Origin of the sequence: Geitlerinema sp. PCC 7407, from assembly GCF_000317045.1 — a bacterium.
Taxonomy (GTDB): domain Bacteria; phylum Cyanobacteriota; class Cyanobacteriia; order PCC-7407; family PCC-7407; genus PCC-7407.
On sequence record NC_019703.1, the window covers coordinates 3,838,930 to 3,859,748 of the forward strand.

Genomic DNA, 20,819 nt, shown 5'->3' on the forward strand with positions numbered 1-20,819 from the left:
GCAAATCGTCAGAGGCGATAAAGAACAAAACAACGGGCGATCGCGCAGATCGCCGAATCCCTACCGTACCACTGGAATGCCTGAGATTTTTAGCGCGAGCTGCTGTTCGGGATAGTTTGTTAGGGCCAGAGAAATTTGGCGCGAGTTTTCGAGGACGGCAGTCGGCACACTAATCACGCCGCTGTAGATTCCGCTCTGGGGGGCGAGCTCCGTCGGCAGCCCCTCCGTCGTCGCAATCAGGGTTTGGCCGCGATCGTCCTTCACGTCCAAAAAGCTATAGAGAAACTCAATCGGGCGATCGCCCTGGTTTTGGAGACTCACATCCATCAGCAGCGTTTCGCCCTGCTGGCGCACCGAGGCCACGGTCATCACGATGCCCTCGTCTTCGGCTTTGCGGGGCAGGTTGGCCGCAGCGGTATCCGCCGTAGTCGACGTGTAGCTCACCGGCTGAACCACGGGCTTGGCCTGGGCAACCGGCGATCGCTCTACGCTCGACTGCTTTTGCGCGCCTTTATTCTCTTCTTGACCGGCGATCTTGGCCTTGACGCGCTTGAGAATTTCCGTTTCCTTGATCAGAAACACCGCTTCCCCGTTGTTGCTGCGCGTCTTGGCGACTTGCTTGCTGTTGGGTCGCACATCCGGCTGTCTCACACCCTGGAGGGCTGTCCGGCCGAGCGCAAATCCCCAAGCGGCGCTGACGACCCCAGACCCCAACATCAGGGTCAGCAAGATAAGCGTAAAGGCAACCGTGGGACTAATTCGCTGGTTCATGGGGGTCAAAAGTGAGCGAGGAGCCACCCTCAAAACTTGATTAATATCCTATCGGCGATCGGCCAAAAGTCCAGACCAAACTGCCACAAGGGGCGTGGCCAGATCGGGCCAGTTCGCGCCCGCAACACCCAGTTTGGCAGCGCAGACGGTGGATTATCCGGAAGCAATCAGGCTAAACTAATGTCCAGCAACCAGGGTTGGCCGAGCGGTTTAGGCAGCGAACTCATAATTCGCCTCAGGCAGGTTCGACCCCTGCACCCTGGATTTAATCAAAAATTTCGGTACGAACTTCGCGAATCCCCGTAAAAAGTGAGTGGGAGGGGAGCAAGAAAGCTTTGGGGCGGTGAGCCCGAGGCGCGATCGCCCCAAACCCCGAACAGATAGCTCTATAGAAGTTTCAGCGCTACCTGCTCAGGGAACTTAGACCTTGCATAAAGCGAGAGTGCGCCTTATTCGAAGACCAGCTCGCTACCCACCAAGCGACTGCCCGCTTGGCTAGCCGGCAGCGACTGCACAGACGTATCGAAGGGGCTGTTCAGATCCGGCGTGCGAATGAACGGATCGCCGACCGTTTGCTCGGCCATCACCTCATCGTAGACCGCTCGCAGACGCAGGCTGTCGCGGGCAATTTGGTTCTCGGGGTAGGAGTTGCGCAGGATCGTACCCTGGCCCAGAATGCTGTTGATTTGACGCTCGAGGGAGCGATTTTCGTAGAAATCACCGGACTCCGAGTTGAGCGCGTCGTAAACCGTCTCAGGAATCGTTCTGTAGTTGTCGTCCGAGACGCCGTAGGATTCCGCTGTTTGGGCCATTGCGCTTGTGGAGGCGAGGGCCACAGAAGCAGCAGTTAGCGCGAGTACACCGGCAAGACTCTTGAAGCGATCGCCCATAGCCATACTCCTCACAAATTTTTCCGATAAATCCTACCCCATCTTGGCAGTCAAACTGGGGATTGGCAAAAACTTTGACCGAGCGTTACGGACCTCAAAGGGCAATCGCTCGTAGCGCGGTTGGGGCGTTGGCAGCCCCATGGACGCCCAGATGTCAAGGTCAGGACCCCCGATGACTCGAGAGCCAAATCCGGTACATTAGGAGGGCACTTTTAACGGTTGGTTCCATCGTCGAAACTATGACCGAGCATTCTTCTGCCCAGCCTTCTTCCGCTCTCGCGATGGCAACGGTTCCGCTTGATCAGCTTCGCCAGCAGCTGCTGGATCTGTTTTGTCAGGTGGCCTACCGCGAGGGAGACTTCGTGCTCTCGTCGGGACAGCGCAGCACCTACTATATCAATGGCAAACAGGTCACCCTCCATCCGCAAGGCGGCGTGGGCGTGGGGCGGATCTTGCTGCCGATGCTGCCAGCAGACACGGTGGCAGTGGCGGGGTTGACCCTGGGCGCGGACCCGATCGTGACGGCGGTGAGCGTCGCGGCGGCCTACGCCGGGCAGGAAATTGCGGCGCTGATCGTGCGCAAGGAGGCCAAGGGCCACGGCACCCAGGCCTACATCGAGGGGCCGACGCTGCCCGCGGGCAGCCCGGTCGTGGTGCTCGAAGACGTGGTGACTACGGGCCAGTCAGCTCTCAAGGCGGTGGATCGCTTGCGGGATGCGGGCTACACCGTGGATCGGGTCATTTCGCTGATCGATCGTGAGCAGGGCGGGGCTGAGCTCTATCGCGAGAAGGGGCTTGCCTTTGAGGCGGTGTTCTCCATTGGAGACTTGCAGCGACACTGGAAAGAGCTGCACCCCTAGGGCGATCGCGGCTAGGCGGGAGGCGACTGGGTGTCTATGTACTCCCGCCAGTAGACGATTTTGCCGTTTTTTAGCTGAAAGATAATCGCGTCGTCGGCTTGGCTGCGATCGCCCGTGGCGCGGTGCTGCTCCTGCCACTGCCATTCGATCGCGGCCTGCTTGCCCTGGCCGATCACGCGCCGAATCGCAATCTCGATGTGGCTGTAGTCAGCGAAATGCTGACTGACAAAGTCTCGAATCTGGGCTTTGCCCTGGACGACCTGTCCCGGCACGACAAACCGGGCGTCCTCCGCAAAGTCGGCCAGGATCGCGTCCACGTCGCTGGCGGACCAGGCGCGGGCTTGGCGATCGGCGATCGCCCGCAGTTCAGACACTTCAGCAGCATTCACAGGCAGCAGCTCCAAAGGGGGTCTCCCCATGCCTACCACGAGGAGCCCCACCGCCAAAACGATCGCCAGACAGAAAGCCCATTTGCTCACGTTGCTTTTTCCTGCGGCACCCTGAAGCGCTTTCACCAAAACCTAGCAGCCAATCAAAAGAGAGCGGCTATCTTGGCCGCTCTCTTTTCAGGTTATTGCGATCGCCCAAATGCTTCAGCCGATCGCAGCAACCGGTTCAAAGGGCGATCGCCCTTTAGCCCTGAGTCGCCGGAACCTGCTCCTTGGCCAAGAACTTCTCCAGCTCGACCAGGGCTTCTTCGTCCACCTTGGTCTGCATGGGGCAGAACTTAGGACCGCACATCGAGCAGAATTCTGCGGTCTTGTAGATGTCGGCTGGCAGGGTCTCGTCGTGGTACTCCCGCGCCCGCTCCGGATCGAGGGACAGCTCAAACTGGCGATTCCAGTCAAAGTTGTAGCGAGCCCGCGACAGCTCATCATCGCGATCGCGCGCGCCCGGCCGGTGACGCGCAATGTCCGCCGCGTGGGCCGCGATCTTGTAGGCGATCAAGCCATTGCGCACGTCCTCTGCGTTGGGCAGGCCCAGGTGCTCCTTGGGCGTCACGTAGCACAGCATCGCCGTGCCGTACCAGCCCGCCATTGCCGCCCCGATCGCCGAGGTGATGTGGTCGTAGCCCGGTGCGATGTCCGTCACCAGCGGCCCCAGCACATAGAAAGGCGCTTCGGAGCACTCCTCCATCTGCTTGCGCACGTTGAACTCAATTTGGTCCATGGGCACGTGGCCAGGCCCTTCTACCATCACCTGGACATCGTGCTCCCAGGCGCGGCGGGTCAGCTGACCGAGGGTCTTCAGCTCCGAGAGCTGCGCCTCGTCAGAAGCATCGTGGGTGCAGCCCGGACGCAGAGAGTCACCGAGGCTGAAGGAGACATCATACTTCTTGAAGATCTCGATGATGTCGTCAAAGTGGGTGTAGAGGGGGTTTTGCTTGTGGTGGTGCAGCATCCACTTGGCAATGATGCCGCCGCCGCGCGACACGATGCCGGTGATCCGGCTGCGCACCATGGGCAGGTACTCGATCAGCAGGCCCGCGTGGATGGTCATGTAGTCCACCCCCTGCTGAGCGTGCTTCTCGATGATGTGCAGGAAGTCATCGGCGGTCAGGTTCTCGATACGACCGTGGACGCTCTCGACGGCCTGGTAGATGGGCACCGTCCCGATGGGCACCGGAGAGGCATTGATGATGGCTGTCCGGATGGTGTCGAGGTCGCCGCCACCAGTGGACAGGTCCATGACGGTGTCAGCGCCGTACTTCACCGCCAGCCGCAGCTTGTCGAGCTCGGTTTCGATGTCCGAGGAGTTGGGCGAGGCGCCGAGGTTGGCGTTGACTTTGCACTTGGAGGCGATACCGATGGCCATCGGCTCCAGGTTGGGGTGGTTGATGTTGGCAGGGATGATCAGGCGGCCCCGAGCCACTTCGTCGCGGATCAGGTCAGCGGGCAGGTTTTCCCGCTGGGCGACATAGGTCATCTCCTCAGTGATCAGGCCCTGACGGGCATAATGCATCTGCGTCACGTTTGCTTGGCCGCGACGCTTGGCGATCCACTCAGAACGCATATTCAATTCCTCAGATAGACAGCTTCCCTCCGCCGGCATGACCCGGACTCAGGTTCTAAGGGTGTGATCTCAGCCTGGAATGGGTCTCAGGCACCCCTAGCTTGGTGATTTATTGTATCACCGAGGGTTGGGCGCGGCGGTTGGGGAAGCGGGCATCTTTTGGCGAGGGGGATCAGGCGCTGGTGAGGCTGGCTCGCGCCTGCTTGACCAGGGCGATCAGGGTCTGGTGGGCGTCCTCGGAGTCGGCGAGCTCGTGATCAAAGGCGATGCGCAGGGGGACGGTGTCGCCGTTGACCTGGGCTTCGAGGTCCATGCCCTGGGCGTCGATGCGCAGCATGGTGGCCGCCGTGGCCTCGGGCTGCTGTCCCAAAGCGCGGGCGTAGAGGGCGATCGCCTCTGCATGGTCGTCGTTCATGTGCTTGCAGATGCGATCGCTAATAGCGGGGGTAAGGGGGTCAGCCATAAAACAGTTTTCCCTCGTCAATTACGCAATAGGGTGGGCCTGTAGCAAAAAGGTTATCAGACGAAAGAGGCTCGTCGCGATAAAGGCAACCAACACAAAGGTGATAAGGACGTTGATCACGTCACCGGCTTTTTTCAGCATGGCTCTGGCGTGGCTTGATGGCTTTCAATGTACAGCAATTTGTTGGGTGGCCAGGGCCTACGGGGCGGGGCGCGGCGGCACGGGCGATCGCGGCAGCCATACGGTGAAGGTCGTCCCCTGCCCTTCGGCGCTGACGACTTCGATGCGGCCGTTGTGCAGGTCCACGCACTGCTTGACGATGGAGAGCCCCAAGCCCGTGCCGGAAATCGCGCCGACGTTGCTGCCGCGATGAAACGCCGAGAACAGGCGGGACTGGTCGGCCTCTGGGATGCCGATGCCCTGGTCCGTCACCGCCAGGGCGATCGCCGTTTCGCTCCACTCGAGGCGCACCTGCACCGAGCCGCCGTCCGGCGAGTACTTGATGGCATTGACCAGCAGATTCATCAGCAGATGGCGCAGCAGCTTGGCATCTAGCCACACGGCTTGGACCTGAGCCATCGTCACAAACTCAATTTGATGGGTGGGGTGGGTGGTGATTTGCAGGTCTTCGACGATCTCCTGACACAGCGCCACTATATCTACAAACTCGGGCTGAAACTCCAGGCGACCGGCCTCGGCTTTGCTAATAGTCAAAACGTCGTTGAGCAGCTGGCTCAGGTGGCTAATGGCGCTCTGGATTCGCTGGAAGTAGCGGGTTTTCTTCTCGTCTGTGAGGCGATCGTAGTGATTTTCCAGCATGTGGGACGAAAACAAGATCGTGCTCAGGGGCGTGCGGATTTCGTGGGAGACCATCGCCACAAAGCGGGACTTGAGCTCGCTCAGCTCTTTTTCTCGGGAAAGGGCGTCTTGGAGATTGTGCTCGAGCTCCTTGCGGCGGGTCATATCTCGCACAAAGGCGCATTTGTACTCCTGACCGCCGAACTGGAGATAGTTGGAGGTGACTTCGACCGGAAACAGCAGGCCCTGTTTGGTGCAGTTGATGGACTCGACGGTGCGAGAACCGCACAGCTTCAGGCTCGCCCAGTACTCTGGCCATTTCTCGGCCTCGCAGTGGGGGTCGACGTCGCTGACGCTCATGCCCAGCAGTTCTTGGCGGGTGTAGCCCAGCAGGCGACAGGCAGCCTCGTTGACGTAGAAGAAGCGACCGTCAGGGTTCGTCCAAAAAACGGCGTCGGCGGCCCTGTCCACAGAGAACTGGGTCAGACGCAGGGCGGTTTCGGCGGCCTTGCGATCGCTGATGTCCCGCTGGAAGGCGACCCAGTGGGTGAAGGTGCCCTGGGCATTGGCGATGGGGATGATGTCCATCTCGACCCAAAACTCGGAGCCATCCCGCCGGTAGTTGATCATCTCGACGTGGACCGACTGCCAGGTTTCGAGGGCGACGCGAATTTTGCGGAGCTCGCGGGGGTCGGTCTTGGATCCCTGGAGCAGCCGAGGCGTCTGGCCGATCGCCTCGGTGGCGCTGTAGCCCGTCATGGCGGTGAAGGCCTGATTGGTGTAGATAATTTTGGGGCCGTGGGGGGCATCGAGGGGGGTCACTTCGGTAATCAAGATGGCGTCTTTGGCATAGACCACCACCGATTCGAGGAGGCGGACCCGCTCCTCGGTTTGGCGCTGACTGGAGATATCTTTGACCACAACGATCACGAATTGAGGCTCGTAGTCGAGGTTGCGGACCAGGGTGACGGTGAGGCTGACCCACAGGACGCGGCCGTCCTTGCAGATGTAGCGCTTTTCGAGCTGGTAGGTGTCGCGATCGCCCGCCTTGAGGCTCTGAAAGAGGTGGAAGTTGCCGCGATCGTCCGGGTGGGTGATCTCCATGAAAGAATGGCCCACCAGCTCCTCGGGTTCGTAGCCGACCATGCGCCAAAAAGCGGGATTGGCTTCTAGGATGAGCCGGTCCAGGCTAACGATGCTGATGCCGATGGCCGTGCTCTCGAAGATGACGCGGAAGCGGTGCTCGCTTTCCTGGAGGGCGGCGTCGGCTCGCTGGCGATCGCGGATTTCCTGGCGCAAAATGGCGTTCACCTGGCACAGCTCTGCCGTGCGCTCCTCCACTTCGGTCTCCAGGCGATCGCGCAGATCGGTGAGGGCCTTTTCGAGGCGTCTTTGGCGGGTGACGTCCTGGGCAATGCCGTAGCGATCGCCCCCCTCTCCCCAAAAGAGCGACCAGTGCAGCCAGCAGTAGCCGCCATCGCGGTGGCGATAGCGGCTTTCAAACTGCTGCTGGGGCGCCTCGGGAGCCAGGGCCTGGAGCGCTGCGCGGGACAGATCGCGATCCTCAGGGTGAATCCCTTCTAGCCAGGGGCGATCGCGCAGATCCTCCGCTGACCAGCCCAGGATTCGCTCCCAGGCAGGATTGGTCATCTGCAACGAGTCATCCTCACCCAACCCAACAAACAGCTCCTGGGCAGCCTCAAAAAACCGCTGTAAAGGGAGAACATTAAACGGCGGCAGAGTATTTGCCATGGTTCGTGACGATGGAGGGCAAAAAACTTCAGGGGTCAAGTAGATGCCCTAGTGTTCCCCGCAAGGTGGCTTCATTCATCGCTGGGCGGTCGGCTCGCCGGGTTCAGAGGGCGATCGCCTCTGAACCCGGCCGCAGTTTTTCACCAAAGCCTGCGCCGCCTAGGCAATTGCCGATAAACTCTTCTTTTATTCATCAACGCAGTGGAACGATTCTTTATTAAGAGGACAAATATGGCGGGATTGAAAGGGAGAGATCTTCTGAGCTTGGCCGATCTCAGCGCTGGCGAAGTCGCAGAGCTATTGGAGCTGGCCTTCCAACTGAAAGCTGGCGCTATCCATCCTCGGTGTGAGGGCAAGGTGCTCGGCCTCCTGTTTTACAAAAACTCAACCCGCACTCGGGTCAGCTTCTCCGTCGCCATTGCTCAGATGGGCGGCCAGGTGCTCGACCTCAACCCCAACGTCACCCAGGTCAGCCGCGGCGAACCCATCGCGGACACGGCCCGTGTCCTCAGCCGCTACCTCGATGTGCTCGCCATTCGCACCTTCGCCCAGGCCGACCTGCAAACCTTCGCGGACTACGCCGACATTCCGGTGATCAATGCCCTTTCGGACTTGGCTCATCCCTGCCAGGCCCTAGCGGACTTGCTGACGGTGCGCGAGACCTTTGGTCAGCTCTCGGGGGTGACCCTGACCTATCTGGGGGACGGCAACAACGTGGCCCACTCCCTGCTGCTGGGCTGCGCCCTGGCCGGGGTGAATGTGCGCGTAGCCACGCCCCCTGACTATCGCCCTGATCCGACCATCGTGGCCCAGGCCCAGGCGATCGCCGGCGACGCCACCGAGGTCACCGTCACCACCGACGCCGTCGCTGCAGTCCAGGGCGCCCAGGTGCTCTACACCGACGTGTGGGCCAGCATGGGTCAGGAGGACGAGGCCGCCAATCGGGTGCCGATCTTCCAGCCCTACCAAATCAACGAAGACTTGCTGGCCAAGGCTGACTCCAAAGCCATCGTGCTCCACTGCTTACCCGCCCACCGCGACGAAGAAATCACCGAAGGCGTCCTGGAAGGGCCGCAGTCGCGGGTGTGGGACCAGGCCGAAAACCGCATGCACGCCCAAAAAGCCCTGCTGGCCAGCCTCTTGGGCGCGGTCTAGAGACGGGCGATCGCCCGCCCTTTTCTCCCGTTTGGGACGCCAGGTTGGGACAACAGCCTGGGAACGGGCGATCGCTCAAAACTCCCGCCGCGCGAAGCTCACCCCCGCAATCAGCAGCAGCAGCGCCGTGTAGACAAAGGCGTACACCGCGTTCAGGGCCAGGGTCTCAGGGCCGGGCAGCACGCCATACACCGCGTCGTTGCGTAGGGTCAAGCGCGACAGGTCGGGCAAGATCAAGTAAGCGGCCTGGGTGACCTGCTGAAAGCCAGGGCTCTCGGTGAGCCGCCCCAGGGCCAGCAGATCGCGGCTGGAGTGCCCCATCAGGTAAACCCCCAGGGTCAGCAGCGAGGCCAAAATCGAGCTGGTGAAAACGCCAAAGGCGATCGCCACCGCCGTGATCAGCATCAGCTCCAAGAAGCTATAGACCGCCGACACCAGCAAGCTGACCAAGGGATATTCGATCTGGCTCGCCTCCAGCAGCGCCAAATTAATCGCCGTCATGGCCACCACCAGCACTGCCAGCACCGCTGACAGCCCCAGGTGCTTGCCCAGCATAAACTCCATCCGGCTGACAGGTTTGGCGATCAGCACCAGCACCGTGCGCTTCTCGATTTCCTTGCTGACTAGGCCCGTGCCGATAAACACCGCCACCAGCAGCCCCAGCAGGCTGCTGGCCGCCAGGCCCACGTCCAAGATCACCTTGTCCTGAGCCGTCACCGCGACCTCAGGCAGCAGGCGCAGGGCCACAGCCATCACCAAGGCATAAAAGCCGATTAGATAGAGGACGCGATCGCGAATCACCTCTCGAAACACATTCGAGGCGATCGCCAAGACTCTGCTCAGACTCACCCTTCATCCCTCACGCTGCGAGTTCGCCATGAGTCTACCACCGGGCCACACTCCACGTTACCCACCGTCTCAAAAATCGGCTGTCCCCCTGTTTGTCCAGCTGGCTGCCTTTCTCCCTCCTGCTGCTCCCGCACCCGCGAGACCTCGCAGGTCCGCTGGAGAACTCGCACCTGCTCCGCCATCGACGTCGGTCCCAGCCACACTGCCTCTAGGGGCATCTGATAGGACCTTTCCTGGCCCACAATATTCAGGCGCAGATGCCACAGTTCCCGCTCTCGGGACGGACTCAAGGGGCTATTGAGGGGCCGAAACACCGCCTCCTCAAAGGCTTCTAGGGCGGTCGAATCGCTGCGAATATCCACCAGCCAGCGCTCAACCTCAGGCCAAGGGCGATTTTCCATCCGCTCCTGAAACACGCGCTCCGCCTGATTGAGCAGCAGCACCCCTCCCTCCGGCTCCGGCAGCTCCTCCGCCAGCGACACCACAAAAGCGCTGCGGCGAAAGCTGTCTGCCAGCAGGCTGGGATAGGCCTCTAGCCAAGTGCCCAGCAAAAAATAAAACTGGAGCCAGCAGCTCACCAGCAGCTGGCTGAGCACCAAAATGATCAGCTGCTGACGCACCGCCGCGTCGGGAATCTTGAAGCGGGTCCCCCGCTCGACAAAGGCCAGCAGCGTAAAGATAATCGCGGAAATAATCGGCCAGCTCACCACCGCGTAGGACGGCACCGTATCCGACTGGCTGCCAAACAAAAAGAGACAGATCAGCGCCGAGGTCAGCCAGGGCCACAGCGGAATCGTCCCGATCGCCAGTTTTTCTTGGCTCGCCGCGATCCAGCTCACCCCGATGATCAAAAAGATCCAGGCAGCAACCGCCAGGATCTCGCGGGCCAGAGGGCCAGCAGGCAGCGACATCACCCACGCCAGCAGACTCAGCAAAATCGGCGTCTGCCAGGACACCCAGGTCGGCGGGAGAAACAGTCGCTTGAGCAGGGCGAGGATCAGTTTCAAGGGTCAGCGAGATCCAAGGGAAAGATTTAATCAGCGAGGACGAAGCTGCGCAGCAGCAGCAGCAGCGAAATGACGCTAAAGCTGAGGGCATTGGCGCGCAAAAAGGCGGTCGTCCGGCGCTTGGCCATCGAGAACGGCAGCAGCTGGAGGGGGGGCCGGCGATAGCGGTAGGCCGCCTCTTCGAAGGATTCATCAGGGGGCTTTTCTTCGCGGATAAATTGCAGGGCGTCGTAGGTCTGGATTTTGATCGTGAGGGCGCCGAAGAACATGAAAAAGGCGGCCACGATGAGCCACAGATAAATGCTGTCTCGATTTTGGCCAAAGATGAACTGATCAAAGAAGATGAAGCTGATCAGCTGGCGCGTCACGCTGGGGGGCAGCACAGGCTGAATGGCGAAGAAGACAAACCAGCCCGACAAAGTCGACAGCAGGTTGGTGATGGCGGCGTACTGGACGCTGAGGTTGGGGGAGATCTGGAGCGATCGCTGCAAGATCGGGGTTTCGACGGCGATCGCCACCACCAGCAGCAGCGCCTGAAACAGCATCATGCGGAAGGGAAAGACCGAGGAAGCCATGGAACAAGGTCTAAAACATTGGGCGATCGCCCCTAGTTGAGCGTAGTCTACAGCGCTTTGGGGGCCGCGTCGCCGACCGAATCGCTGGGTAGTGTTCCCAGTCTCTCAGCGGCTGAGGATTAGAATTGGAACGGACCGCAGCAGTTAACAACTATGGTACGAACCGGCATTGGCATTCGCACAGCCCAGGTGCGCTCTGAGCGCCTCGTAGGACAGATCCACGTCTATGACGGCGCGGGCAAGGGCAAATCCCAAGCGGCCTTGGGAGTGGTGCTGCGATCGATCGGTCTGGGCATCGCGGCGGCGGAGCCCACCCGCGTGCTGCTGCTGCGCTTCTTGAAGGGGCCGGGGCGCAACTACGACGAAGACGCCGCCATTGAGGCACTTCAGCAGGGCTTTCCCCACCTGATCGACCAGGTGCGCACCGGTCGAGCCGAGTATTTCGGGCCAGAGGAAATTACCAAGTTTGACCGCTTGGAGGCGCAGCGGGGCTGGGATGTGGCCAAGGGGGCGATCGCCTCTGGGCTGTACTCCGTGGTCGTGATGGACGAGCTGAACCCGGTGCTCGACCTAGGGCTGCTGCCGGTGGAGGAAGTGGCCAAGGTGCTGCAAAACAAGCCCGCCGACCTTGAAATCATCGTCACCGGCCGGGCCGCGCCGCCGAGGCTGCTGGAGGTGGCGGATTTGCACTCCGAGATGCGGCCCCATTTTCACCAGACCGCCATCGACCACGGCATGGAGGGCATCGAGATCTACACAGGGGCAGGCAAGGGCAAATCCACCAGCGCCCTGGGCAAGGCCCTCCAGGCCATTGGCCGCGGCATCAGCCAGGACAAGTCCCACCGTGTGCTGATCATGCAGTGGCTCAAGGGTGGCAGCGGCTACACCGAGGACGCCGCGATCGCCGCTTTGCAGCAGAGCTATCCCAACCTGGTCGATCACCAGCGCTGCGGCCGAGACGCCATCGTCTGGCGGGGCCAGCAGCAGGAGCTCGACTACGTGGAGGCCGAGCGGGGCTGGGAAATCGCCCGAGCCGCGATCGCCTCTGGCCTCTACAAAACCATCATCCTCGACGAGCTCAACCCCACCGTCGATCTGGAGCTGCTGCCCCAGGAGCCGATCATTCAGGCCCTCCTGCGCAAGCCCCGAGACACCGAGGTGATCATCACCGGCCGCTGCAAGCACCCGCCGGCCTACTTTGATCTGGCCAGCATCCACTCCGAGATGATTTGCCACAAGCACTACGCCGAGAAGGGCATTGATCTCAAGCGCGGCGTTGATTTCTAGCAAAAATGGCTCATTTATGACTTCTAGCTGCCAGATTCGCCCCGAAACGCCGGAGGACTACGCCGCGATCGCCGCTGTGGTGACCGCCGCCTTTGGTCGAGCGGACGAAGCCCGCTTGATTGATCGGATTCGAGAGAGCGATCGCTATCGGCCCGAGCTTGCTCTGGTCGCCGTGGACGGCGACGCCATCGTCGGCCACGTTTTGCTGAGCGGCATTGACCTCGTAGGGGCCGAGACCTGGCCCGTCCTGGGTCTCGCGCCCCTGGCCGTCCACCCCGACCACCAGCGCCAAGGAATCGGCAGCGCCCTCACCCAAGGGGCGATCGCCGCCGCCGAGGCCCAAGCCGCGCCGCTCATCGTCGTCCTCGGCCACGCCGACTTTTACAGCCGATTCGGGTTCGAGATCTCGACCGATCACGGCATCGAGTCCCCCTTTCCCGTCCCTCCGGAGGTCTTCCGGATCCAGCGCCTGACCCACTACCGGGACGAGTACCGGGGCCTCGTTCAGTACCCCGCCGCCTTCCAGGGTTTGTGAGCCCAAACACACCAAACCCCTTCTCCCAGACTTGAGAAAAGGGGTTTGGAGCCAACCAGACGTCTAGCCCTTCACGCAGAGCACCTGCTTGAGCGTCGCCACAACCTCGACCAAATCCGCCTGCTGAGCCATCACTTCTTCAATGGGCTTGTAAGCTGCCGGAATCTCGTCAATCACGCCAGAGTCCTTGCGGCACTCGATGCCCTCGGTTTGGCGCACCAAGTCGTCCACCGTGAACTGCTGCTTCGCCTTGGAGCGAGACATCAGGCGTCCAGCGCCATGGCTGCAAGAGCAGTAGCTCTCGGGGTTGCCCTTGCCCCGCACGATAAAAGACTTGGCCCCCATCGAGCCGGGAATGATGCCGTAGTCCTCCGACCGCGCCCGCACCGCTCCTTTGCGGGTGACGTAGACCTCTTGGTCGTAGTGGGTTTCGCGCTCTGCGTAGTTGTGGTGGCAGTTCACCATCAGGCGCGGCTTGGTCGCCTTGCCGCCCGCCAGGTGGGTCTCGACGATGCGCTGAAACCGCCGCATCATCACGTCCCGGTTGTAGCGGGCGTAGTCCTGGGCCCACTGCAAGTCGCGCCAGTAGGCCGCAAACTCCGGCGTCCCCGCCACAAAGTAGGCCAGGTCTGGATCGGGCAAGCGGAGCTCCGCCAGCTTCGCGAGGTCGCGGGCCGTGCGGATGTGGTTTTGGGCCAGCATATTGCCGATGTTGCGCGAGCCGGAGTGCAGCATCAGCCACACCTGGTCCTCGGTGTCGAGGCACAGCTCGATGAAGTGGTTGCCGCCCCCTAGGGAGCCCATTTGGCGCAGGGCCTTGGTTTCCAGGTGCTGCACGCCGCCATGGAGATCTTTGAACTGGGACCAGCCGCGCCAGTTGTAGACCTCTTTCTCGATGTCTTTGTTTTCGCTAAAGCCAACGGGAATGGCGGCCTCCAGTTCACGGCGAATTTTCTTGAGGGTTTTGCTTTCGAGCTGGTCGGCCCGAAAAGGCGTCTGAAGGGCACACATGCCACAGCCGATGTCAACGCCGACAGCCGCCGGAATGATGGCATCTTGGGTGGCGATCACGGAGCCGACCAGCGCCCCTTTGCCCAGGTGGACGTCGGGCATGAGGGCCACGTGCTTGAAGACAAAGGGCAGGGAGGCGACGTTTTTGGCCATCTGGGTCTCCGCATGCCCCAGTCCGTGGCTCGCCCAGGACAAGACGGGCGCTGGCGTGGTGATGTTGAGGGGTTCGTGGGGCATGAAGGGTTGCCTCGCAATGCACTACGTTATACTACAAATATAATACACAAGGAAATCGCCGTTTCCGAAAGCATTGATAAGTTTCCGTGAGCAGTACAGGGGCGATCGCCCTTGAGACGCTGAGCTCTTCCCTGTCTAACTTGCTAGTTCTTTTAGGCAGCGCGCTCTCTAGCAATTGCGGCTCTCAGCCTGGGCCTTTCGGTCAGGTGCTTCTAGTGCCAAGCAAGACTGGGGAAAGCACGCAATACTCCTTGGAGATCCAAAGTTGCGGTCTTGGGAAAGCTGGCGCGCAAGCGCTCTCACTGGCAAGGCTGGGCGACCATCGGTGACGGCGATCACCACAAAGGTCAGTCAAGGTCACTCGTGGAGTCCCTGCTGCGTCACCCGCATAATTGCGGATCTTTCTTAGATTTGAGCCATAGCAGAAATGCAAGACTACTCCTAAGGACCAGCCGCAGCCCCCACCACAAGGCTGCGATTTTTTTCGTCTGGGTCCGGGAGGGCTCTAGGCGAGACAGAGGACGCCGTGTCTCGTACCCAATGCCGATATACTGAACACTGCGAAGCAGGCTGGCCCCAGAGTCAGTCGCTCGCTGTGTTGCAGGGTCTAGGGCGACGGCAATGGTTGAGAGGCTTGCTGGGCGGGGCGCTCTCCGGGCAGCGGAGCTGAGGGAGACGCTAGGGTCAGTCCATCAAATCAGTTGCTGCCATCTTGATCTTAGACTTGGCGACGTGCTCAGTTGGTGAATAGAGGATTGTGTCATGACCGCAGAAGACCCCATCAAGGTGATGAAGCAGAAGGTCGGCGAGGCAGCGGCGGCGCGGGTGCAGTCGGGGAGCATCGTGGGCCTAGGCACCGGATCGACCACGGCCTACGCCATTCAGGCGATCGGCGATCGCCTCAAGTCGGGTGACCTCAAAGACATTAAAGGTATCCCGACATCCTTCCAGGCAACGGTACTCGCCAAGGAATACGGCATTCCCCTGACGACGCTGGACGAAGTCGATCGCATTGATATCGCCATCGACGGCGCTGACGAAGTGGACCCCCAGCGCAACCTGATCAAGGGCGGCGGCGCAGCCCACACCCGCGAAAAGATCGTGGACGCGCTGGCGGTGCAGTTCGTGGTGGTGGTGGACAGCGGCAAGCTGGTGGACAAGCTGGGCTCGACCTTCCTGCTGCCGGTGGAAGTGCTGCCCATGGCAGTGACGCCGGTGATGCGGATGCTCGAGAAGCTGGGCGGCAAGCCCCAGCTGCGGATGGGCGTCAAGAAAGCCGGTCCGGTGGTCAGCGACCAGGGCAATCTGATCGTTGACGTGAAGTTCGACAGCATCGACGACCCAGAGGCGCTGGAAAAGACGATCAACAATATCCCCGGCGTCCTGGACAATGGCCTGTTTGTGGGTCTGGCCGACGTGGTGCTGGTGGGCGACATTCAAGACGGTCAGCCGGTGGTGCGGGAAGTCTAGGACCGAGAACAACCGTATTTGCGGCATGAGCGCGATCGCCCCTGGTTTCAAGGGCGATCGCGTTTGGTTTTGGGCGCAGATCGCAGGGCCAGCCGGGGCGATCGCCCGTCCAAAAGCCGCGATTTCGCTACATTGAGAAGGTGCTTCGTGCCTTGAACCCGAAACCCTACGAAATGATGCAATATCGACGATTTGGGCGAACTGAGCTGCAAATGCCCGTGTTCTCCTGTGGCGGCATGCGTTACCAGCATTCCTGGAAAGACCGGCCGATGAGCGAGATCCCGGCCGCCAACCAGCAAAACCTCGAGGCGACGATCCGGCGATCGCTTGAGGTAGGCATCAACCACATCGAAACCGCACGGGGCTACGGCACCTCTGAGATGCAGCTCGGCCGCATTTTGCCGAAGCTGGAGCGCGATCGCTTGATCGTCCAAACCAAAGTGTCGCCGGACGAAAGCGCGATCGCCTTTCGGGAAACCTGCGAGCGATCGCTGTCCCTGCTCGGCCTCGACTATGTCGACCTTCTGAGCATCCACGGCGTCAACAACGAGGAGCTGCTCAACCAGGCGCTGCGCCCCGGCGGCTGTCTGGAGGTGGCACAGCGCCTCCAGGCCCAGGGGAAGGTGCGCTTTATCGGGTTTTCGACCCACGCGCCCCGGGATATCATTCTGCGGGCGATCGCCAGCGACGCCTTCGACTACGTCAATCTCCACTGGTACTACATCAACCAGATCAACTGGCCCGCCGTCCAAGCCGCCACCCAGCGCGACATGGGCGTTTTCATTATCAGCCCCTCCAACAAAGGCGGCCAGCTCTACGAACCGCCCCAAAAACTCGTGGACCTGTGCGCCCCCCTCAGCCCGATGGTCTTTAATGACCTGTTTTGCCTCAGCCATCCGCAGATCCACACCCTCAGCATCGGGGCGGCACGGCCCAGCGACTTTGACGAGCACCTCAAGACCCTCGCCCTGCTCGATCGGGCTCAGGAAATCCTGCCGCCCATCCTGGCCCGCCTCGAAGACGCCATGGTCCAAGCCCTTGGGCGCGACTGGGTCCAGCGCTGGCAAGTCGGTCTGCCGCGCCCCGAGGAAACGCCGGGCAACGTGAACATTCCCGCGATCCTGTGGCTGCGCAATCTGGCAATCGCCTACGACATGGTGGAGTACGGCAAAATGCGCTACAACCTGCTGGGCAACGGCGGTCACTGGTTCGCGGGCCAGCAGGCCAAGCGCGTCGCCGACCTCGATCTGCGCGCGTGTCTGCGCAACAGTCCCTTCGCCGCCGAGATTCCTGGCATCCTGGCTGAAGCCGATCGCCTGCTCGGGGGTGCCGCCGTCCAGCGTCTCTCCCAGGCCTAGGCCCCTAGCCCTGCGCCACCCCTAGCCGCCCCCAGCGAGCGCCCAGATACAGGCCAAGCCCGATCAGGGTCACACCGCCCATCAAGAAAATCTGGGTTGCCGTCGCCGCCGCAATGCCCTGAGCCGGTGGATAATCAAACAGCTCCAGGGTCAAAACGTAGGCGTACTGGTAAGTCCCCACAAAACCAGGAGCAGAGGGCAACAGGGTGCTCAGGCTCACCACCCCCACCAGCAGCAGCATTTGCTGCCAGTTCAGGGCGACATCCACCGCCTGGAGCACGGCCCACAGCACCGCCCCCTCCAAAAGCCAAATCACCGCTGACAGCAGGACCGCTTGGCGAAACAGGGGGCCGCGCAAGCTGCCAATGCCTCGGCGAAACTGCTCGAGGCGCTGCACGACCGGGGGCGGTAGCTGAAAGCGAAAGCTCTCGCCGCGGCCCCGGCTCAGCAACCACAACCCCAAAAAGAGCACCCCAAACAGCAGCGAGCCCGCGATGGTCAACTGGTTCAGTACAGGCTGACCCGGTGCAAAGAAACGCCCCAGCAGCAGACATAGAACGACCACCAAACCATCGAGGACTCGCTCCAGGACAATGGAACCGGCGATCGCCGTTCGCGACATCTGGTAGCGCTGCCCCGCAAAATTGGCCCGAAACAGCTCCCCTAGTCGAGCTGGCAAAATGCTGTTCATGGCATAACCCACAATCAGGGCCAGTCCCACAGACCGCAGCGACAGCTGCTTGATGGAGGACATGATTTGTCGCCAGCGCACCACCCGCACCAGCAAGTCCAGCCCATAGAGGGCGATCGCCCCCAGCAGCCAGCTGCCCTTGGTCTGCGCCAAAATTTCCTGCACTTCGCGCCAGCTCGTTTGGCGCAGCGACAGCCAGAAAAACAAAGCGCCAATTCCCAAGCCGAGCATTCCTCGCAGCCAGGGACGGCCAGCACTAAGCAGTTCAGAGAGTTTGGGCATAGAACACAGCGGCTAGGGCAAAAGAGAGCCAGTCTTCCTAGCGTCTAGAGCGATCGCCTAGAAGTCAAGCCCCCGCATCTAGCTTGTTTGTGCGTCCCTACAAAGGACGCTGGGTCGGCACGCCCGGCAGCCGCGGAAACTCCCGCGGCGTCGGCCCCACTTTGCGCAGGTACAGGCAGTTGCGCACGCCCCCGGTCAGGGGCGTCGCCCAAGACTCCACCGAGGCCACCTCACCGCCCAGGGTTTCGACCGCGGGCTCGAGGGCCTTGGTATCTTCTTCGCTCCACTGGCCCCGGTAGAGCACCGCTAGGCCCCCCACTCGCAGGAGGGGCAGGGTGTATTCTGCGCAGACCGAGGCCGGTCCCACCGCCCGGATCATCGCCAAATCGTAGCGATCGCGGTGTTGTTTCTCTTGGCCCAGGGTCTCAGCGCGGCCCACCACAGTGCGAGTATTCATCAGGCCTAGGTCCGCCGTCAGCTTCTCGAGGTAGGTGATTTTCTTGCGGGTGGAGTCGGTCAGGGTGACTGTCCAGTGGGGACGGGCGATCGCCACTGGCACCCCCGGAAACCCCGCCCCCGTACCAATATCAATGCCCTGCATCGGCTGCAGCGCCGTCTCCTCCGCCAGCGCCTCCAGGCGCAGCATCGACGCGATCCCCGCCAGCGAGTCCCACAGATGCTTTTCCCAAAACTCCAGCGGCTCCGTAATCCGGGTCAAGTTGAGCTGCTGATTGGCCTCTAGGATGTGCTCGTAGAGCCGCTGAAACTGGGCTAGCTGATCCTCAGTCGGCTGCCAGGACAGCGTTTTTTGCCAAATCTCTAGCTGGGTCGGGAGGGTGCCCGCAGACGAAGAACTCAAAGTCATAGCGCAGTAAACGACGTGGATTGGACAGAAGCGGACTGGCTGAAAGTCGCGGGCTCAACGGCCACCAACTCGCCATGGTTGAGGGTCCAGCAGCGATCGGCGATCGCCGCCAAATCCCCCGCATCATGGGTCACCACCAGCAAACTCCAGTGCTGCTTGAGCTTGGCCAACAAATTCACCAGCTGCCGCCGCATGGACCAGTCCAGGCCCGCCGTCGGCTCATCCAGCAGCAGCAGATGGGGCTGGCGGATCAGCTGCACAGCCAGGGCCAAGCGGCGCTGCTGGCCCCCGCTGAGGGCCTGGGGCGACGCGCTCAGCGGCAAGTGATCGAGCCCCACCTCTGCCAAAGCCTGGTGAATCTGTTCGCTGCGAATCTCCGGGTGGCCCAGGCGCAGCTCCTCGAGGATCGTGCCCCCGCAAAAGTGCCGCTCCGGAAACTGAAACACCAAGCCGCCCAGCTGCTGCAAGTGCAGCGACGTCAGCTCTTGCTCCCGCCAGCACATCTGGCCCCCCGTTTTTTCGGCCAGACCCGAGAGAATCTCCAGCAGCGTGCTCTTGCCTGACCCGCTCGGCCCCACCACCAAACCCAATTGCTGCGGCGCTAGCTCCAGATTGATCGACTTCAAGATGGCAGTGGGCGCTGCCGGTGGATGATACACAAGATTTTTAAGATAAAGCATCAGCTACGCAACGCCACAGCGAGATAAATACACGATAGAAGCAGGCCCCGCTTAGAAGTGCTTTTAGCCTCCCTAAGGGTGCCGATCGCAGGTCTGCCAACTTGCTTCCATTGTGGCAAACCCGCTGGCCATCCCAGCGTCCCCTGGGCCAGAACCCAGCGCTGGAACTTGCCCCGCGCGATCGCGTCAAGCAGTTACGACAAGACATCCCCCGCTTTCGGCTCCGCGTACCCGGCTTTGGCCACAGTCCAGTATTCCCCTTTACACCTTACTTCGAGGCTTCCTATGACGGATTGGTTTGCAACTCCCAAACGCCTGACCTTGGCCGTGGCAAGCGTTGCCGTCATGGCCGCTGGCCTTTGGGCATCCCCCTCCTTCGCCAAGGACCCCTTCCGCACCAGCGATCCCCACGCCATCGGCGACCAGACCGAGGCCGCATTTAATGCGGTCTTCCGGCAGGGCGACTACGTGGCCGCTAGGCCCTATCTCGAAAAAGCGCTCCAGTCCGAGGCCAGCGACCCTCTGCCCTACAGCTTGCGGGCGTCTCTAGCCTACATGGAAAGCGACTGGGACAACTTCAAGCGCTACGCCACCGATACGCGGGAGATCGCCGAAAAGCTCAAGGCCACCGACCCCCTGCGGGGCAACCTGTACGTGGCGGTGGGGCACTTCTTGGAAGGGGCCTATGCGATCTCGCCGGCGGGCGCTGGGCCCGTGAAGGGGTCGCCCCAGGCCCTCAGCAAGCTCCAGCAGGTGTTTGACGCCCTCGACGAGGCAGCCGCGATCGACGAAAACGATCCAGAGCTGAACCTGATCAAAGGCTACATGGACCTGATGGTGGCGGTGTACCTACCTTTTGCCAAGCCTGGCGAAGCCATCGAGCGTATGGAGAAGTATGCGGGGCCGCAGTACCTGGCCTATCGCGGGATTGCTCTGGGTCAGCGGGACCTCGACCAGCAAACCGAGGCGCTGGAGTCGGTGGAAAAGGCCCTGGAAATGACGCCGGACAATCCGGAACTGCACTACCTGAAGGCTCAAATCCTGGTGCGCAGCGACAAAGATGGCGAGAGCCTAGCCTGGTTTAATAAAGCCCTGGAAAAGCAGGCGCAGCTGCTGCCGCCGGTGGTGAAGCAGATCAAGTGGGAGGCGTGCCGGGCCGAGAACCGGGTGAAAAACCTCCAGCGATCGTGTCAGGCGATCGCCAATCAGTAGCGGCGCGCAACGGCAAAAGACTGCGGTATGCTGAATTCAGCGATCGCCCGTTGATTGC

The 20,819-nt window shown here is 61.4% G+C and carries 20 protein-coding genes, 1 tRNA gene and 1 riboswitch; of the genes, 8 read left to right on the forward strand and 13 right to left on the reverse strand.

Annotated elements, in window-relative coordinates; translation table 11 throughout:
* Positions 1 to 60: 60 nt before the first annotated feature.
* Entirely contained in the window at positions 61 to 771 is a 711-nt protein-coding gene (locus GEI7407_RS15530; protein WP_015173153.1) for a hypothetical protein, read from the reverse strand.
* 191 nt (positions 772 to 962) lie between these two features.
* On the opposite strand from GEI7407_RS15530, the gene GEI7407_RS15535 reads away from it, so the two are divergent.
* Positions 963 to 1,035 (forward strand) — tRNA-Ile (locus tag GEI7407_RS15535).
* Between the two features lie 185 nt (positions 1,036 to 1,220).
* On the opposite strand, the gene GEI7407_RS15540 is transcribed toward GEI7407_RS15535, so the two are convergent.
* Entirely contained in the window at positions 1,221 to 1,583 is a 363-nt protein-coding gene (locus GEI7407_RS15540; protein ID WP_051030789.1) for a hypothetical protein, read from the reverse strand.
* Positions 1,584 to 1,942: 359 nt separating this feature from the next.
* On the opposite strand from GEI7407_RS15540, the gene pyrE reads away from it, so the two are divergent.
* Positions 1,943 to 2,521 (forward strand): orotate phosphoribosyltransferase, encoded by a 579-nt coding sequence (gene pyrE / locus GEI7407_RS15545; protein WP_315863851.1) that lies wholly within the window; start codon positions 1,943 to 1,945, stop codon positions 2,519 to 2,521.
* An 11-nt stretch (positions 2,522 to 2,532) separates the two neighbouring features.
* Here pyrE and GEI7407_RS15550 read toward each other — a convergent pair whose 3' ends face one another.
* From GEI7407_RS15550 to GEI7407_RS19700, 4 genes are all read right to left on the reverse strand, one after another.
* A complete protein-coding gene (locus GEI7407_RS15550; RefSeq protein ID WP_015173156.1) occupies positions 2,533 to 3,000 on the reverse strand; it encodes a nuclear transport factor 2 family protein in 468 nt (155 codons plus the stop codon).
* Positions 3,001 to 3,154: 154 nt separating this feature from the next.
* The gene (thiC, locus tag GEI7407_RS15555; protein WP_041268492.1) at positions 3,155 to 4,534 is read right to left on the reverse strand and encodes a phosphomethylpyrimidine synthase; all 1,380 of its coding nucleotides are present in this window, start codon (positions 4,532 to 4,534) and stop codon (positions 3,155 to 3,157) included.
* A gap of 7 nt (positions 4,535 to 4,541) precedes the next feature.
* Positions 4,542 to 4,642: riboswitch (TPP riboswitch) on the reverse strand.
* 64 nt (positions 4,643 to 4,706) lie between these two features.
* Positions 4,707 to 4,997, reverse strand: coding sequence for a DUF2470 domain-containing protein (locus tag GEI7407_RS15560; protein ID WP_015173158.1), 291 nt, complete (start codon positions 4,995 to 4,997; stop codon positions 4,707 to 4,709).
* 198 nt (positions 4,998 to 5,195) lie between these two features.
* Positions 5,196 to 7,547, reverse strand: coding sequence for a PAS domain S-box protein (locus GEI7407_RS19700; protein WP_015173160.1), 2,352 nt, complete (start codon positions 7,545 to 7,547; stop codon positions 5,196 to 5,198).
* Between the two features lie 231 nt (positions 7,548 to 7,778).
* Between GEI7407_RS19700 and argF the strand changes: the two genes are divergently transcribed.
* The gene (gene argF / locus GEI7407_RS15570; RefSeq protein WP_015173161.1) at positions 7,779 to 8,702 is read left to right on the forward strand and encodes an ornithine carbamoyltransferase; all 924 of its coding nucleotides are present in this window, start codon (positions 7,779 to 7,781) and stop codon (positions 8,700 to 8,702) included.
* 75 nt (positions 8,703 to 8,777) lie between these two features.
* Here argF and GEI7407_RS15575 read toward each other — a convergent pair whose 3' ends face one another.
* From GEI7407_RS15575 to fraC, 3 genes are read right to left on the reverse strand one after another with little or no spacing between them, the layout of a single operon-like run.
* On the reverse strand, positions 8,778 to 9,551 hold the full coding sequence (locus tag GEI7407_RS15575) for an ABC transporter permease (RefSeq protein WP_015173162.1): 774 nt from the start codon (positions 9,549 to 9,551) through the stop codon (positions 8,778 to 8,780).
* The gene (locus GEI7407_RS19705; RefSeq protein WP_015173163.1) at positions 9,548 to 10,558 is read right to left on the reverse strand and encodes a DUF5357 family protein; all 1,011 of its coding nucleotides are present in this window, start codon (positions 10,556 to 10,558) and stop codon (positions 9,548 to 9,550) included. The genes GEI7407_RS15575 and GEI7407_RS19705 overlap by 4 nt, the downstream gene beginning before the upstream one ends.
* Before the next feature lie 26 nt (positions 10,559 to 10,584).
* Positions 10,585 to 11,133 carry a filament integrity protein FraC gene (gene fraC / locus GEI7407_RS15585; protein ID WP_015173164.1) on the reverse strand — a complete coding sequence of 183 codons (549 nt, stop codon included), beginning with the start codon at positions 11,131 to 11,133 and terminating at the stop codon, positions 10,585 to 10,587.
* Positions 11,134 to 11,286: 153 nt separating this feature from the next.
* Here fraC and GEI7407_RS15590 point away from each other — a divergent pair, with 153 nt between their 5' ends.
* Positions 11,287 to 12,420 carry a cob(I)yrinic acid a,c-diamide adenosyltransferase gene (locus GEI7407_RS15590; RefSeq protein WP_015173165.1) on the forward strand — a complete coding sequence of 378 codons (1,134 nt, stop codon included), beginning with the start codon at positions 11,287 to 11,289 and terminating at the stop codon, positions 12,418 to 12,420.
* A gap of 16 nt (positions 12,421 to 12,436) precedes the next feature.
* A complete protein-coding gene (locus tag GEI7407_RS15595) occupies positions 12,437 to 12,955 on the forward strand; it encodes a GNAT family N-acetyltransferase (protein ID WP_015173166.1) in 519 nt (172 codons plus the stop codon).
* A 63-nt stretch (positions 12,956 to 13,018) separates the two neighbouring features.
* Here the strand turns inward: GEI7407_RS15595 and GEI7407_RS15600 are convergent, their stop codons facing one another.
* The gene (locus GEI7407_RS15600; RefSeq protein ID WP_015173167.1) at positions 13,019 to 14,203 is read right to left on the reverse strand and encodes an RtcB family protein; all 1,185 of its coding nucleotides are present in this window, start codon (positions 14,201 to 14,203) and stop codon (positions 13,019 to 13,021) included.
* A gap of 762 nt (positions 14,204 to 14,965) precedes the next feature.
* Here GEI7407_RS15600 and rpiA point away from each other — a divergent pair.
* Entirely contained in the window at positions 14,966 to 15,673 is a 708-nt protein-coding gene (gene rpiA / locus GEI7407_RS15605) for a ribose-5-phosphate isomerase RpiA (protein WP_015173168.1), read from the forward strand.
* 176 nt (positions 15,674 to 15,849) lie between these two features.
* A complete protein-coding gene (locus GEI7407_RS15610; RefSeq protein ID WP_015173169.1) occupies positions 15,850 to 17,031 on the forward strand; it encodes an aldo/keto reductase in 1,182 nt (393 codons plus the stop codon).
* Between the two features lie 4 nt (positions 17,032 to 17,035).
* Here GEI7407_RS15610 and GEI7407_RS15615 read toward each other — a convergent pair whose 3' ends face one another.
* From GEI7407_RS15615 to GEI7407_RS15625, 3 genes are all read right to left on the reverse strand, one after another.
* Positions 17,036 to 18,004 carry a lysylphosphatidylglycerol synthase transmembrane domain-containing protein gene (locus GEI7407_RS15615; protein ID WP_015173170.1) on the reverse strand — a complete coding sequence of 323 codons (969 nt, stop codon included), beginning with the start codon at positions 18,002 to 18,004 and terminating at the stop codon, positions 17,036 to 17,038.
* A 97-nt stretch (positions 18,005 to 18,101) separates the two neighbouring features.
* Positions 18,102 to 18,869, reverse strand: coding sequence for a 16S rRNA (guanine(527)-N(7))-methyltransferase RsmG (rsmG, locus tag GEI7407_RS15620; RefSeq protein WP_015173171.1), 768 nt, complete (start codon positions 18,867 to 18,869; stop codon positions 18,102 to 18,104).
* On the reverse strand, positions 18,866 to 19,549 hold the full coding sequence (locus tag GEI7407_RS15625; protein WP_015173172.1) for an ABC transporter ATP-binding protein: 684 nt from the start codon (positions 19,547 to 19,549) through the stop codon (positions 18,866 to 18,868). Before GEI7407_RS15625 ends, rsmG begins: the two co-directional genes overlap by 4 nt.
* A 285-nt stretch (positions 19,550 to 19,834) precedes the next feature.
* Between GEI7407_RS15625 and GEI7407_RS15630 the strand changes: the two genes are divergently transcribed.
* Positions 19,835 to 20,761: a Sll0314/Alr1548 family TPR repeat-containing protein gene (locus tag GEI7407_RS15630; RefSeq protein WP_015173173.1), complete on the forward strand. Its 927-nt coding sequence runs from the start codon at positions 19,835 to 19,837 to the stop codon at positions 20,759 to 20,761.
* The last annotated feature ends 58 nt before the right edge of the window (positions 20,762 to 20,819 follow it).

Excerpts from the sequence above, each read along its gene's own strand:
- thiC (WP_041268492.1), bottom strand. The coding sequence starts at position 4,534 with ATGCGTTCTGAGTGGATCGCCAAGCGTCGCGGCCAAGCAAACGTGACG.
- GEI7407_RS15530 (WP_015173153.1), bottom strand. The coding sequence starts at position 771 with ATGAACCAGCGAATTAGTCCCACGGTTGCCTTTACGCTTATCTTGCTG.
- fraC (WP_015173164.1), bottom strand. The coding sequence starts at position 11,133 with ATGGCTTCCTCGGTCTTTCCCTTCCGCATGATGCTGTTTCAGGCGCTG.
- GEI7407_RS15590 (WP_015173165.1), top strand. The coding sequence starts at position 11,287 with ATGGTACGAACCGGCATTGGCATTCGCACAGCCCAGGTGCGCTCTGAG.
- GEI7407_RS19700 (WP_015173160.1), bottom strand. The coding sequence starts at position 7,547 with ATGGCAAATACTCTGCCGCCGTTTAATGTTCTCCCTTTACAGCGGTTT.
- GEI7407_RS15540 (WP_051030789.1), bottom strand. The coding sequence starts at position 1,583 with ATGGCCCAAACAGCGGAATCCTACGGCGTCTCGGACGACAACTACAGA.
- pyrE (WP_315863851.1), top strand. The coding sequence starts at position 1,943 with ATGGCAACGGTTCCGCTTGATCAGCTTCGCCAGCAGCTGCTGGATCTG.
- rpiA (WP_015173168.1), top strand. The coding sequence starts at position 14,966 with ATGACCGCAGAAGACCCCATCAAGGTGATGAAGCAGAAGGTCGGCGAG.
- GEI7407_RS15630 (WP_015173173.1), top strand. The coding sequence starts at position 19,835 with ATGACGGATTGGTTTGCAACTCCCAAACGCCTGACCTTGGCCGTGGCA.
- GEI7407_RS15625 (WP_015173172.1), bottom strand. The coding sequence starts at position 19,549 with ATGCTTTATCTTAAAAATCTTGTGTATCATCCACCGGCAGCGCCCACT.
- GEI7407_RS15615 (WP_015173170.1), bottom strand. The coding sequence starts at position 18,004 with ATGCCCAAACTCTCTGAACTGCTTAGTGCTGGCCGTCCCTGGCTGCGA.
- GEI7407_RS15610 (WP_015173169.1), top strand. The coding sequence starts at position 15,850 with ATGCAATATCGACGATTTGGGCGAACTGAGCTGCAAATGCCCGTGTTC.
- GEI7407_RS15595 (WP_015173166.1), top strand. The coding sequence starts at position 12,437 with ATGACTTCTAGCTGCCAGATTCGCCCCGAAACGCCGGAGGACTACGCC.
- GEI7407_RS15600 (WP_015173167.1), bottom strand. The coding sequence starts at position 14,203 with ATGCCCCACGAACCCCTCAACATCACCACGCCAGCGCCCGTCTTGTCC.
- argF (WP_015173161.1), top strand. The coding sequence starts at position 7,779 with ATGGCGGGATTGAAAGGGAGAGATCTTCTGAGCTTGGCCGATCTCAGC.
- rsmG (WP_015173171.1), bottom strand. The coding sequence starts at position 18,869 with ATGACTTTGAGTTCTTCGTCTGCGGGCACCCTCCCGACCCAGCTAGAG.
- GEI7407_RS15560 (WP_015173158.1), bottom strand. The coding sequence starts at position 4,997 with ATGGCTGACCCCCTTACCCCCGCTATTAGCGATCGCATCTGCAAGCAC.